This window comes from Salinarimonas rosea DSM 21201 (assembly GCF_000429045.1).
Classification (GTDB): Bacteria; Pseudomonadota; Alphaproteobacteria; order Rhizobiales; family Beijerinckiaceae; genus Salinarimonas; species Salinarimonas rosea.
Genome location: NZ_AUBC01000013.1, coordinates 166,544 through 179,962 on the forward strand (window position 1 = coordinate 166,544; position 13,419 = coordinate 179,962).

Here is a 13,419-nt window from a genome sequence, read left to right on the forward strand (position 1 = left end):
GGGGGAACATCCGGTGCCCTCCGCGGGATGCGGCGCGGCCTGCAAGCGCATCCTTGCAGACCCGTCTCGCGGGCGGGACCGCGGCGGCGCGAGTCGCGCAGCGCCCGTCCGCGCCGCCGGCCGGTTGCCCATGCGTCCTGCGGATTCCTGGGGGCTTTCCCCCGGCGCCGCGGGCGCCTAGGCTCGGCTTCTGCATTCGGACGGAGTCATCCCGTGCTCACCAATCTCGCCGCCCGCGACGTCGAAACCCTGATCCACCCTTACACCCATCTCGACAAGTTCCGCGAGACGGGCCCGCTCGTGATCGAGCGCGGCGAGGGCGTCCACGTCTTCGACGGGGCGGGCAAGCCCTATCTCGAGGGCATGGCCGGGCTGTGGTGCACCTCGCTCGGCTATTCCAACCGCGAGCTCGTCGAGGCCGCCCGCGAGCAGATGGAGAGGCTGCCCTTCCAGCACATCTTCTCGGGGCGCAGCCACGACCCTGCGATCGCGCTCGCCGAGGCGCTCAAGGAGATCGCGCCCGTGCCGATCTCCAAGGTGATGTTCTGCTCCTCGGGATCGGAGGCGAACGACACGCAGGTGAAGCTCGCCTGGTACATGAACAACGCGCTCGGCCGGCCGCGGAAGAAGAAGATCATCGCCCGGGTGAAGGGCTATCACGGTGTCACCGTCGCCTCCGCCTCGCTCACCGGCCTGCCGGCGAACCACGCGCTGTTCGACCTGCCGATCCAGAACATCCTCCACACCTCCTGCCCGCACCACTACCGCTTCGCGGAGGAGGGCGAGACCGAGGAGGCGTTCTCGGCGCGGCTCGCCGCCGAGCTCGAGGAGACGATCCTGCGCGAGGACCCGGACACGGTCGCCGCCTTCATCGCCGAGCCGGTGATGGGCGCCGGCGGGGCGCTGGTGCCGCCGAAGGGCTATTTCGAGGCGATCGGGGCGGTGCTCGCGAAGTACGACGTGCGGCTCATCGCCGACGAGGTGATCTGCGGCTTCGGGCGGCTCGGGACGATGTTCGGGAGCGAGCGCCTCGGCATGAGCCCGCACACGATCTCGGTCGCCAAGGCCATCACCTCGGCCTACATGCCGCTCGGCGCGGTGATGATCGACGAGCCGATGTACCAGGCGATGCTCGCGGGCTCCCGCGAGGTCGGCACCTTCGGCCACGGCTTCACCTATTCCGGCCACCCCACCACCTGCGCCGTCGCCTTGAAGACGCTCGAGATCTACGCGCGCGACCGGATCGTCGAGGGCGTCGCGGCCAAGGAGCCGCACTTCCTGCGCCGGCTGGCGCAGCTCGAGGCGCATCCCCTGGTGGGCGAGGCGCGCGGCATCGGGCTCATCGCCGGCATCGAGCTCGTCGCAGACAAGGCGACGAAGCGGCAGTACGACCCCAAGCTCATGGTCGCGGCGAAGGCGGTCGGCTTCTGCCAGGAGGAGGGGCTGATCCTGCGCAACCTGATGGGCGACCGGCTCGCGATCTGCCCGCCGCTGATCATCACCGAGGCGGAGATCGACGAGCTGTTCGACAAGCTCGGCCGGGCGCTCGACCGGACGCTCGACTGGGTGCGGACGCAGGCGGGCTGAGGGGCCCGCCGCCCGTCACTCGGCGGGCTCGCGATCCCGCAGGTTCGCCCGGAACGGGTGAGCCGGATAGGTGCCGAGCACCGAGAGCTGGCGCGAGAAGAAGGCCAGCTCCTCGAGCGCGCGCTTCAGGCCCGGCTCCTCGGGGTGGCCGTCGACCTCGGCGTAGAACTGCGTCGCGGTGAACTGGCCCTCGATCATGTAGCTCTCGAGCTTCGTCATGTTGATGCCGTTCGTGGCGAAGCCGCCCAGCGCCTTGTAGAGGGCGGAGGGGATGTTGCGCACGCGGAAGACGAAGCTCGTGACGCAGTCGCCGCCCGGCCCGATGCGCGCGGGCTCGGGCGAGAGGATGATGAAGCGCGTCGTGTTGTGCGCCTCGTCCTCGACGTCCTCCGCCAGCACCTCGAGCCCGTAGACCTCGGCGGCGAGCCGCGAGGCGATCGCCGCGCGGGTCGGATCGTTCGCCTCCGCGATCTGGCGGGCGGAGCCCGCGGTGTCCGCGCCGACGATGGCGTGGAGCCCGAGCTTGCGCAGCGTCCGCCGGCACTGGCCCAGCGCCTGGATATGGCTCTGCACCGACTTGATCGTGGCCAGCGTCGCGCCCTTGGGCGCCATCAGCTGGTGATGGATTGGCAGGAAGAACTCGCCGACGATGTGCAGCCCCGATTCGGGGAGGAGGTGGTGGATGTCCGCCACGCGTCCGGCGACCGAGTTCTCGATCGGGATCATGCCGAGCTGCGCCTCGCCCTCCGTCACCGCCGCGAAGGCGTCCTCGAAGGTGGGGCAGGGCTTCGCCGTCCAGCCGGGATAGACCTCGCGGCAGGCGATGTGGGAGTTGGCGCCGGGCTCGCCCTGGTAGGAGATGGTCTTGCTCATGGACTGCTCGTCTCTCGCTTTGGCTCAGCCGCCCAGCGCGGCGCGCGCGCGCGCCAGGGTCTCCGGCGTGTCCACGCCGAAGGGCACGTCGTCGATGATGGTCACGTCGATGCGCATGCCGTCCTCGAGCGCACGCATCTGCTCGAGCCGCTCGCGCAGCTCCAGCGGCGAAGGCGGCAGCGCCACGAAGCGCTCCAGCGCGCGGCGGCGATAGGCGTAAAGCCCGACATGATGATAGAGCGGCCCCTCGCCCCAGGGCGCGGTGGCCCGGGTGAAGGCCAGCGCACGCATGCGCCCGGGCGCGATCGTGCTGCCGATGATCTTCACCACGTTGGGGTCGTCGCGCTCGTCCTCCCGCGTGATGACGCCCGCGAGCGTGCCGATGGCGACCGCCGGATCGGCGAGCGGCAGGATCGAGGCGGCGATGGCGCGCGGGTCGATCGTCGGGAAATCGCCCTGCACGTTCACGACGACGTCGTGGCGACCCTGCGGGTCGAGCGTCTGCGCGGCCTCGCGGATGCGGTCGGAGCCGGACTGGTGGTCCGCGCGGGTCATCACGGCGACGCCGCCGGCGGCCTCGACGGCGGCGGCGATCTCGGGCGAATCGGTCGCGACCGCGACCGGTCCGATGCCGGCCTCGCACGCCCGGCGCCAGACGTGCACGATCATCGGCGCGCCGGCGATCGGCGCGAGCGGCTTGCCCGGGAGGCGCGTGGCGGCCATGCGGGCGGGGATCAGGACGAGGGGGTCCGACATGGGATGTTCGGCTGGGATCTTCGGCTGGGATCTGCGGCGCAGCCTGTCTGCGGGCGCAGAGGCTTTAGCAACCCGCACGCGGCTTGTCACCGCAGGCCGGCCCCGATGCGAACGCCCATGCGACGACGCGACCCGCCGTTTTTCGTTGTCGTCGCCTTGGAATGAGGCTAAGCAACCGCCGCCGTGAGCGCGCTGGCCGCTGCGCTCTCCGCGTCCGTGACACCGTACAGCGTCCGCCGGCCCGGCGGCTTGGAGTTTCGCATGAACTCGTTCGAGCTCAACAAGATCTTCGGCGCCGTGCTGGGCGTGCTCTTGTTCGTGGTCGGGATGAGCGTCCTCTCGGACATGCTCTTCACGCCGGAGCCTGCCGGCGTCGCGGGCTACGCGCTGCCGACGCCGGAGGGGGTCGAGACCGAGGTCGCCGAGGCGGCGCCCGCCGAGGAGCCGCTGCCGGTCCTGCTCGCGAGCGCGGACGCGTCCCGCGGCGAGGCCGCCGTGCGCAAGTGCGCCTCCTGCCACAGCTTCGATCAGGGCGGCGCCAACGGCGTCGGCCCGAACCTCTACGACGTCGTCGGCGGCCCGAAGGCGCACCTGGACAATTTCGGCTACTCGGGTGCGCTCGCCGAGCGCGGCGCCGCCGGCGAGGTCTGGGGATACGAGGAGCTCTACGGCTTCCTCGCCAACCCGCGCGAGTACCTCCCCGGCACCTCGATGGCCTTCGCCGGCATCCGCTCGGGCCAGGAGCGCGCCGACATCATCGCCTATCTCGCCTCGATCACCGAGAACCCGCCCCCGCTGCCGGAGGCGGCCGCCGCCGAGGCCGGTGCGGAGACGGACGCCGCTGCCGCGCAGTGAGCGCCGCTCGCAGGTCTGGACATCCGAAGGCCGGGCTCGTCCCGGCCTTCGTGCGTTTCGGCACCGGTGCCGATCGCGCGCGGCGCCGGACCGTCACGCGTTCGGCGGGGTCGCGCGGCCGCGTCGGCCCGTGTAGCCTGTCGCCGCCTCCTTCGGGGCATCCGACCCGCCCCCGCCACGACGTCGATCGATGAGCTCGCAGTCCCACCTCCGCCTCAGGCGCAACCTCATCTCCGGGCTCTTCGTGGTCATCCCGCTGTGGGTGACCTTCGTCGCCGTCACCTTCATCATCGACATCCTGGTGGCGACGGGCCGTCCCTTCGTCCTCACCTTCGCCCGCAATGTCCGCTCGGACTACGCCGTGCTGGCGGACCTGCTGGCGCAGGGCTGGTTCCAGTCCGCGCTCGCGCTGCTCGTGGTGCTCGCCGGTCTCTACGTCATCGGCGCGGCGGCGAACGCCGTGATCGGGCGGCGGATCCTGCGCATGGTCGACCGCGTCATCGACTACGTCCCGCTGGTGAAGACCATCTACTCCGCCACCCGCACGCTCCTCAACTCGCTCCAGACGGGCAACGCCTCGGGCCAGCGCGTCGTGCTGATCGAGTTCCCCTCCAGGGACATGCGCGCGCTCGGCTTCGTCACCGCGACCTTCATCGCCGACGACACCGGCGAGGAGATCGCCGCGGTCTACGTGCCGACCACGCCCAACCCGACCTCCGGCTACGTCGAGCTCGTGCCCACGAAGCGCCTCGTCTTCCTCGACTGGTCGGCGAACGACGCCATGTCCTTCATCGTCTCGGGCGGCGCGATGACCCCGGGGCGCATCGTGATGACGCCGGGGCGGCGCGACGGGCCGCCGATCACGCAGCCGGCCGCCCCGGTCGGCGAGCCGGTCGCCTCACCCGCGGCGTCGCCGCTCGACAACGCCGACGCGGCGCGCTGAGGGAGGGATCATGCAGGCGCTCGCGGCCGGGCTGCCGCTCGCGGCCATCCTCGCCCTGATGCTGGGCCTGCACTGGTCGGCGGTGCGGGCGGGAGCGGTGGGCCTCGTGCTCGCGCTCCTCGTCGCGCTCGTCGTCTTCGGCTTCGGCGACAGCGTGCTGCCGGCGCTCGGGCCCACGCGTGCGGTCGGCTTCTCGGTGCTGGAAGCCGCGTTCACGGCGGCGACGATCCTGTGGATCGTCTTTCCCGCCTTGTGCCTCTACGAGGCGCAGGAGCGCGCCGGCGCCTTCGTCGCCATCCGCAGCGCCCTCGCGCGGGTGTCGGACGACCCGCGCACGCTCGCGCTGCTGGTCGCCTTCTTCTTCGCGCTGTTCATGGAAGGGGCGGCGGGCTTCGGCACGCCGGTGGCGCTGGCGGCACCGCTCCTCGTGTCCCTCGGCTTCCCGCCGCTCAAGGCGGTCGCGCTCGCGCTGATCGGGCACGCGGCGGGGGTGAGCTTCGGTGCCGTGGGCACGCCGGTCATCGCCCAGGCGGAGATCACCGGGGTGGACGCCGGCGCGATCGCGGCGCGCACCGCGCTGATGCACGCGATCGCCGGCATCGTGCTCGTCGTCTTCGTGCTGCGGCTGGCGGCGGAGGGGCCTCTGCGGCGAATCGACTGGGCGCTCGCGCTCCTCGCCGCCGCCTGCTTCTTCGTCCCGTCGCTGGCGCTGGCATTGCTCGTCGGGCCGGAAGTGCCCACGCTCGGCGGCGCGCTCGTGGGCCTCGTCCTGTTCGTGCCGCTCGCGCGCCGGATCGCGCCCCGCACACGGGTCGCGGCGGACCCGCTCGACCTGCGCGCCATCGCGCGGGCCGCGCTGCCCTACGCCGTGCTGCTCGCGCTGATCCTCGCGACCCGCCTCGTTCCGCCGCTCCAGGAGGCGCTGCGCGGCGTCGCGCTGGCCTGGACGCTCGAGGGCGGCTTCTCCGGGCGCTTCGAGCCGCTCTACCATCCCGGCACGCTCCTGATGATCGGCTTCCTGGCCGGGGTCCTCGTCCAGGGCGGGGGCGGGCGCGACCTCGCCGTGGCGACCGGGGCCGCCGCGCGTCGCCTGGCCCCGGTGGTGCTGGCGCTCCTCGCCATGCTGGCGATCGCCCGGATCATGGTTCATGCCGGAATGATCGGCGCGCTCGCCGAGGCCGCGGCGGCGATCGGCCCGCTCTGGCCGCTGGCGGCGCCGGCGGTCGGCGTGCTCGGCACCTTCGTCACCGGCTCGGCGACGGCGTCGAACATCCTTCTCAGCGAGTTCCAGGCGGCGACGGCCCGCGCCCTCGCGCTCGACGCCGTGCCGCTGCTGGCGGCGCAGAGCTTCGGTGCGGCGGTCGGGAACATCGTGTGCCCGCACAACATCATCGCCGGTGGCGCGACGGTGGGCCTCGCCGGGCGCGAGGGGCCGGCGATGCGGCTCACCGTCGGCGCCTGCCTCGCCTACGCGCTCGTCGGTGGCCTGCTCGCGCTCGCCTTCGCGCGCTGAGCCGCCGCACGTCGGCTCTCCATGAGAACATTGCCGGCGATCGCGGCGACGACGAGGGCGACGCCGAGGATCTGCACGCCCGAGAGCCGCTCGCCGACGAGCAGCGCCGCGCCGAAGGCGGCGACCACGGGCTCGATGCAGAAGGACAGCCCGCTCGCCACCGCGCCGGCGCGGCCGAGCGCGACGAACTGGAGGGTGAAGGCGAGCACGAACGCCACGACGCCGAGCGCCACGACGACCGGCGCGAGCAGGAGCTCGCCGGGCGGGTTCATCACGCCGAAGGAGAGCGCGATGACGAGGCTCGCGGGCAGGGTCAGCGTGTTCATCCAGAACACCTTCGTGGTGAGCGAGATGTCGCGCGCCCGCACGCCGGCGAAGAACTGCGTCGCCGCGCCCACGCTCGCGACCCCCGCGAGCGCCACACCGCGCCAGTCGATGGCGGAGAACGCGGGCCCCACGACGCAGGCGACGCCGACGAAGGAGACGATCGCGACGACGACGAGCGGCGCGCCGAGCCGGCGTCCCTCGACGATGGGGCTCGCGAGCACGATGAGGACCGGGAAGGTGTAGAAGATCACCGCCGCGACGGTGACGGGGACGAAGGCGATCGCCGAGATGTAGCACACGGCGATGGTGACGCTCGAGACGACCAGCGTCGTCATCAGCGGCCAGCGCGCCCGCGGCACGACGACCGAGCGCCGCGTCAGCAGCGCGAAGGCGACGACGCCCACGACGACAACGAGGGTGCGCCAGAACACCAGCGACACGCCGCTGATGCCGGCGTCCGCCGCGAGCCGGGCGATGACGATGCTCAAGCCATAGAAGCTCGCCGCGGCCAGCGCGATCAGCGCGCCTAGCGGCGAGGACGGCGTCTGGGGCGGGGGCATCGTGCGGGCTCGCGAGCGGCGGGGCGTCCCCGACGGCTTAGCAACGCCCGGGCCGCAAGGCCAGCGGCACCCTCGCCGACGAGGTCCTCGCCGGGGAGAGCGCCGGGGGCCTCAATACGTGTCGTCGCGGTGCAGGCGCTCGTAGTTGATCCGGAACAGTCCCTGGTCGAGCCCGGCGTGGCGCTCGATGCCCGAGAGCGAGACCCGCGTCTCGAAGCCCTGCGCGTCGACGATGCGCCACTCCTTCAGCCGCTCGAGGCCCGCGTCGAAGGTGAGGCGGATGTCGGAGCTGCCGGCGAAGGTGGAGCGATCGCGCAGCAGCACGTCGACCTCGTCCCCGGCGCGCTCGACGCCGACCACCTCGACGTCGTGCCCGAGCCGGATGCGGTCGCCGAGCAGGAACTTCAGCGGCGTCTGCGAGATCGGGTACATGTCCTGCGTGCCGAGCTGCCGATCGCGCACCACCACCGAGCGGCCGTCGGCGACGACGTCGATCGTCGCCGGCGCGTCGTACTGGAAGCGCAGCTTGCCCGGGCGGTCGACATAGAGCACGCCCGAGAAGGAGCGTCCGTCGCTGCCCACCTGGGTGAAGCGGCCGGTGATCGCGTCGATCCCGTTGAAGTAGGCGTTGGCGGCGGCGACGACCTCGGCGTCCGTCGCCGGCGCCACCGCGGCGACGCGGGTCGGCTCCGGCGCGGCGACCGCCGGAGGCGGCGCGGCGATCGTGGGAGCGGCAGCGGGCGCCGAGACCGGCGCCGCGACGGCGGACGCGGTCACGACCGGGGCGGCCGGCGCGGCCGCGATCGCCGCGGTGCGCACCTCCGCGGCCGGCGCGGGGCCGCGCGGGAGATCGGCGGGCGGGCGCGGCGGAAGCGGTGCGGCGCCGAGGCGCGCGATCGTCGTCGCCGGAGGCGCGGCGGGTGCCACCGCCTGCGGCACGATGGCGAGCGGCGCGCCGGCCCGCGGCGCGGGTGCGGCGGCTGTCGCGCCGACGGTCGAGCCCGGCCGCGGCGGCGGCAGCACGGGGACGGGCACCGTCGGGGCGATCGCCGCCGGCGCGGGGGCCGGGGCGGGCGCCGGGTCGCGGCGCCAGAAGAAGGCGTCCGCCCCGCCGACGGAGCCGGCCAGCATCGCGCCCGCCAGCAGCGGCGCTGCCAGCAGCCTCGTGGCACGGTCTCGGGTGGTGCGGGTGCGCGTCATCGCCTGTCTCCCCGGCCTCTCTCTCGCAAGGCCACGATCCGTCGTCGAAGATCCCTCAACGAAGAAGGGCCGTGGTGCGTTCGCGGTCCCCGATAGCGACGGGCTGTGGCGAAACGGGGGCTCCGCTGCGCCTCAGTCGTCGTCGTCGCCACCCAGGTCGGCGCCGCCGCCGCGGCCGGCGCTCTCCATCAGGATCTCGCGCTTGCCGGCGTGGTTCGCGGGGCCGACGATGCCCTCGCGCTCCATGCGCTCCATCAGCGAGGCGGCGCGGTTGTAGCCGATCTGCAGCCTGCGCTGGATATAGGAGGTCGAGGCCTTCTTGTCGCGCAGCACCACCGCCACCGCCTGGTCGTAGACGTCCCCGCCGGGATCGCCGAAGGCGCCCTTGTCGAACACCGCGCCGTCGTCCCCGCCGCCGGCCGCCGCCGCCTCCTCCTCGTCGAGCGTCACCGCGTCGAGATAGGACGGCCGGCCCTGGCGCTTGAGGTGGGAGACGACGTGCTCGACCTCGTCGTCCGAGCAGAACGGCCCGTGCACGCGGGTGATTCGCCCGCCGCCGGCCATGTGCAGCATGTCGCCCTGGCCGAGCAGCTGCTCGGCGCCCATCTCGCCCAGGATCGTGCGCGAATCGATCTTCGAGGTGACCTGGAAGGAGATGCGGGTGGGGAAGTTCGCCTTGATCGTGCCGGTGATCACGTCGACGGACGGGCGCTGCGTCGCCATGATGAGGTGGATGCCGGCCGCGCGCGCCATCTGGGCCAGGCGCTGGATCGCGCCCTCGATCTCCTTGCCGGCGACCATCATCAGGTCGGCCATCTCGTCGACGATGACGACGATGTAGGGGAGGGGCTGGAGATCCATCTCCTCCTCCTCGTGGATCGCCTCGCCGGTCTCGCGGTCGAACCCGGTCTGCACCGTGCGCGTGATCACCTCGCCGCGCTCGGCGGCCTCGACGACGCGGGCATTGAAGCCGTCGATGTTGCGCACGCCGAGCTTCGACATCTTGCGATAGCGATCCTCCATCTCGCGCACGGCCCACTTGAGCGCGACGACCGCCTTCTTCGGGTCGGTCACGACGGGGGAGAGCAGGTGGGGGATGCCGTCGTAGATCGACAGCTCGAGCATCTTCGGATCGACCATGATCAGCCGGCACTGCTCCGGTGTGAGCCGGTAGAGCAGCGACAGGATCATGGTGTTGATCGCCACCGACTTGCCCGAGCCGGTGGTGCCGGCGACGAGCAGGTGGGGCATGCGCGCGAGGTCGGCGATCACCGGCTCGCCGCCGATGGTCTTGCCGAGGCACAGGGCGAGCTTGTGCTTCGTCGCCTCGAAGTCGTGGGAAGCGAGGAGCTCGCGCAGGTACACCGTCTCGCGCTTGGCGTTGGGCAGCTCGATGCCGATGGCGTTGCGCCCGGGCACGACGGCGACGCGGGCGGAGACCGCCGACATCGAGCGGGCGATGTCGTCGGCGAGCGAGATCACGCGGCTCGACTTGGTGCCGGGGGCGGGCTCGAGCTCGTAGAGCGTCACGACCGGGCCGGGGCGCACGTTGATGATCTCGCCGCGCACGCCGAAGTCCTCGAGCGTCGATTCGAGCAGTGTCGCGTTCTGCTCCAGCGCCTCGGCGGAGACCGCGGGCGTGCCCGAGCGCTTGGGCTCGGCCAGCAGCTGCAGCGGCGGGAGCTCGTAGTCGCTCTCGTCGAGGAAATTGGGCTGGGCCTCGCGCTTGATGCGCTTGCCGGGCTTGAGGGTCGCCACCGGCATCTGGACGCGGGAGGATTGCGCGGGCTCGTCGTCGACGGCCTCGTCGTCGGCGAAATCCTCCTCGGGCTCGGGCTCCGGGTCGGGCGCGCGGCCGCGCACCGGCTTCGGCCTGGCGGGTGCCTGGCGCGGGGCGGGGGCCGGGCCGGCGGATTGCCGGGGCTCCTCCCACGGCGCCTCGTCGAGGTCCTCGGCATCGTCGGGCTCGTAGGCCCCGTGGCCGTGCGGCGCCTCGTCCGCGGCCCAGCCGGGCTGGTCCTCCGGCTCGTCGTCGTCGTCGTAGGGGGCCTCCTCGCGCGCGGGCGCGGGGCGCGGCGCGGGACGCGGGGGAGCCGGACGTGGCGGCACGGGCCGGCCGGCGGCGGGGCGGACCGGCCGCTGGGGGCGCAGGAACTCGTCGTCGAGCACCGGTTCGCGGCGGTGGGGGCCGGCGAAGGCGAAGTCCTCCTCCCGGTGCCGGGCGGCCAGCGCCGCGCGGGCGAGCGCGAAGCCCCGGCGCAGCGCGCCCCGCGCGCTCATCACGCCGTGCGCCACCGCACCGAGCCAGACCAGCGCACGCCCCGGATCGTCCTCGCGGCCGGGCTCGTCGAGGTCGTCGAGGTCGATCGGCCCGCGGCGGCGCGGCGGGGCGACCTCGTCCTCGATCTCGTCCTCGTCGTCGGCGAAGCCGTAGCCGCAGGCGGCCGTGAGCGAGAGGATGGCGATCGCGGCGAAGACGAATCCGGCGAAGGCCGCGGCCGGGCCGTCGGCGATGCCGGTGACGGTGCGCACCGCGCCGAGCAGCGCGTCGCCGGCCACCCCGCCGAGCCCCGTCGGCAGCGGCCAGCGCGCCGTCGCCGGCAGCGCCGCGGCCACCGCCGTCGCCGCGCCGGCGCCGACCAGCAGGAGCCCGATGCGCAGCGACAGGCGCGGCAGCGCGCCGGCCCGCAGCAATTGCCAGCCCCACAGGGCGAGCGGCGCGATCAGCGCCACGGCGCCGAGCCCGACGAGCTGCATCACGAGATCCGCCGCCACCGCGCCGGGGAAGCCGAGCAGGTTGCGCACCGGCCCGTCCGTCGCGTGGTTGAGGCTCGGGTCCTCCACCGACCACGTCGCCAGCGCCAGCGCGAGCGCGAGCGCCGCGGCGAGGAGGACGAGCCCCGTCGTCTCGGCGAGCCGGCGGCGCAGGAACCCGCGCAGGGCGTCCTTGAGCTCGTCGGCGGGGGAGGGGGCGCGGCGTCGTGCGGGCATGGTCCGATCGAGGCTTGGTGGCGACGAGCGGAGGGTAGGCAGGGCGAGTTAAGGGGCGCTTAACCTTGCGGCGATGGGGCGCTGCGGGCCGCTCGCGCTGTTCCGGGCAGGTCTCGGGGGGCTGACAATCGCGAGGATGGCGATCCCGGGAGGACTCGAACCTCCGACCAACGGTTTAGGAAACCGCTGCTCTGTCCTGCTGAGCTACGGGACCGTCGCGGCCCTCATTTAGCACGGTCGGATCGACGGTTCCAGTCGGTGGGACCGATCCATTTCCGTTGAGAGGCATGGCGAAGCTCGCCGTTGCGGTCCAGCTTACCCCGACGCTGATCGGTTCCTCAGTCAGCGGGGCGGGCGGAGCACTTGAAGGCGGGCTCGGCACAGAAGTGCCGAGTTTCGTGCCAGCGCGAGCGACCGCGCGGTGCAGGTTATCGGTCAGGAGGTGGCTGTAGCGCATCGTCATCTCGATGGAGCGGTGCCCGAGGATGGCCTGCAAGGCGGGCAGGTCGCCGGTCTCCTGCAAGAACACGCTCGCGAACCTGTGCCGAAGATCATGACACCGATGTCGGAAGCCGACCCGCTGTGCGAGCCGCCGGAAGTGCCCGGAGAACCGGAGGTATCTCTCGCCGTTCCCATGCCAGAATACGTACGGCGAGTTCGGGTGGCGCGGCGCGGTCGCGAGGTTTGAAAGCGCAGCCACGCTTAGGGGCACGACCCTTGGCGAAGACGTTTTTGTGCGGGTCAGGAGAACCTCTTGGCGGTCGAGATAGACCTGTGACCACTCCATCGAGACCGCCTCTTCAAGGCGCATCCCGGTCTGAGCGAGGAAGAGAATGACGCGCCCCATCATTGGCGAAGCGTGAGCGACGAGATGTTCGATCTCCGCATCTGACGGGTAGGTCGTCTTCGGGACGGGCTCTCGAAGGTGGCGCTTCGAGAACTGGCTGATCGGGTTCGCCTCGATCATGTCGAGCGCCGCCGCGAAGGACAAGACGCTGCTCAAGGCCGTCAGATCGCGGCGAATCGTGCTGGCCGACGCTCCTGCCCTCCGCCTCGACGTGACGATCTCGGCCAGCCTCGCCTTGGTGACCTCGCTGAGAAGGCACCCTTCGAGCGCAGGGGCGATCTGGCGGAGGCTGATCTCGTAGCGTTGCCGGGTCGCTGGCTTGAGCGTCGGCAGGTAATCCGCGCGATAGCGAACGAGCGCGTCATCAAGGGTGTGGTGGGGCCGCTCCCCACGGTCGAGACGGCGATGCTCTTCAAGAACCTTCGCAAGGTAGCGCTGGGCGACGGTCTTCGAAACGGTCTTCGCGCTCCTTCTGATCTCCTGCCCCCGCCACGTAAATCGAATCCACCATGTCGCCCCACGCTTGTAGACAGCCGCCATGGATCACCTCCCCGGCGACGGTCCCATGGATTGGGGAGGCGTCAACGAAAAGAGGGATGCATGACAGGGGGGAATTGCTCCCGGCGGATCGTCACGACCACGGAAAACCAACGCGTTCAGCGACGCCCCGAGCGACGATCTCCGAGGAGGGTTTTGGGGACAGGCGGGACGGAGGGCGATGCGGGGAAACATCATCGCGCGAACATCCGGCAGCGCGAGGTCGGCCAGCTTGAGGTCGAACTCCTCCGCCCGAGGCCCCTCGTGCTCGGGGACGGGTCGGCGGGCGTCGCCGCCTCCTCGATGAGAAGAAGCTCGCCGTCGCCCGCGTCCTCCTCGCAGACGGTGCCCTCACCGTGGCCGAAGTCGCTCAGCAGGTCGGATGCTCGCCAGCGACGTTGTATAGGTCGATGCCGGGAGGGAGGAGGAA

The 13,419-nt window shown here is 72.1% G+C and carries 10 protein-coding genes, 1 tRNA gene and 1 pseudogene; 5 read left to right on the plus strand and 7 right to left on the minus strand.

From position 1 onward, the window contains the following. Positions 1-213: 213 nt before the first annotated feature. Positions 214-1,587, plus strand: a complete 1,374-nt coding sequence (locus G407_RS0111775) for an aminotransferase (RefSeq protein WP_029030961.1) — start codon at positions 214-216, stop codon at positions 1,585-1,587. A 15-nt stretch (positions 1,588-1,602) separates the two neighbouring features. On the opposite strand, the gene G407_RS0111780 is transcribed toward G407_RS0111775, so the two are convergent. Together G407_RS0111780 and G407_RS0111785 are read right to left on the minus strand one after the other, a co-directional pair. Then, positions 1,603-2,460 carry a prephenate dehydratase gene (locus G407_RS0111780; RefSeq protein WP_029030962.1) on the minus strand — a complete coding sequence of 286 codons (858 nt, stop codon included), beginning with the start codon at positions 2,458-2,460 and terminating at the stop codon, positions 1,603-1,605. Between the two features lie 24 nt (positions 2,461-2,484). Further along, on the minus strand, positions 2,485-3,216 hold the full coding sequence (locus tag G407_RS0111785; RefSeq protein WP_029030963.1) for a 3-deoxy-manno-octulosonate cytidylyltransferase: 732 nt from the start codon (positions 3,214-3,216) through the stop codon (positions 2,485-2,487). A 261-nt stretch (positions 3,217-3,477) separates the two neighbouring features. On the opposite strand from G407_RS0111785, the gene G407_RS27270 reads away from it, so the two are divergent. The 3 genes from G407_RS27270 (at position 3,478) to G407_RS0111800 (ending at position 6,527) form a co-directional block, all read left to right on the plus strand. Then, complete coding sequence (locus G407_RS27270) at positions 3,478-4,071, plus strand: c-type cytochrome (RefSeq protein WP_043539590.1); 594 nt, start codon at positions 3,478-3,480, stop codon at positions 4,069-4,071. Between the two features lie 190 nt (positions 4,072-4,261). Continuing rightward, positions 4,262-5,014, plus strand: a complete 753-nt coding sequence (locus G407_RS27275) for a DUF502 domain-containing protein (RefSeq protein ID WP_084327479.1) — start codon at positions 4,262-4,264, stop codon at positions 5,012-5,014. 10 nt (positions 5,015-5,024) lie between these two features. Beyond that, complete coding sequence (locus G407_RS0111800; protein ID WP_029030964.1) at positions 5,025-6,527, plus strand: L-lactate permease; 1,503 nt, start codon at positions 5,025-5,027, stop codon at positions 6,525-6,527. Here the strand turns inward: G407_RS0111800 and G407_RS0111805 are convergent. The 5 genes from G407_RS0111805 to G407_RS32860 form a co-directional block, all read right to left on the minus strand. Continuing rightward, positions 6,482-7,414 carry a DMT family transporter gene (locus tag G407_RS0111805; RefSeq protein ID WP_029030965.1) on the minus strand — a complete coding sequence of 311 codons (933 nt, stop codon included), beginning with the start codon at positions 7,412-7,414 and terminating at the stop codon, positions 6,482-6,484. The genes G407_RS0111800 and G407_RS0111805 overlap by 46 nt on opposite strands. A gap of 111 nt (positions 7,415-7,525) precedes the next feature. After that, complete coding sequence (locus tag G407_RS30435; protein WP_052341273.1) at positions 7,526-8,614, minus strand: outer-membrane lipoprotein carrier protein LolA; 1,089 nt, start codon at positions 8,612-8,614, stop codon at positions 7,526-7,528. A 132-nt stretch (positions 8,615-8,746) separates the two neighbouring features. Continuing rightward, positions 8,747-11,605, minus strand: coding sequence for an FtsK/SpoIIIE family DNA translocase (locus tag G407_RS27290; RefSeq protein WP_052341274.1), 2,859 nt, complete (start codon positions 11,603-11,605; stop codon positions 8,747-8,749). A 137-nt stretch (positions 11,606-11,742) separates the two neighbouring features. Then, a tRNA-Arg gene (locus G407_RS0111820) sits at positions 11,743-11,819 on the minus strand. Continuing rightward, a complete protein-coding gene (locus G407_RS32860) occupies positions 11,781-12,992 on the minus strand; it encodes a tyrosine-type recombinase/integrase (RefSeq protein ID WP_084327482.1) in 1,212 nt (403 codons plus the stop codon). The genes G407_RS0111820 and G407_RS32860 overlap by 39 nt, the downstream gene beginning before the upstream one ends. A 293-nt stretch (positions 12,993-13,285) precedes the next feature. Here G407_RS32860 and G407_RS32865 point away from each other — a divergent pair. Next, positions 13,286-13,419, plus strand: a pseudogene (locus G407_RS32865) (helix-turn-helix domain-containing protein); the annotation flags it as partial.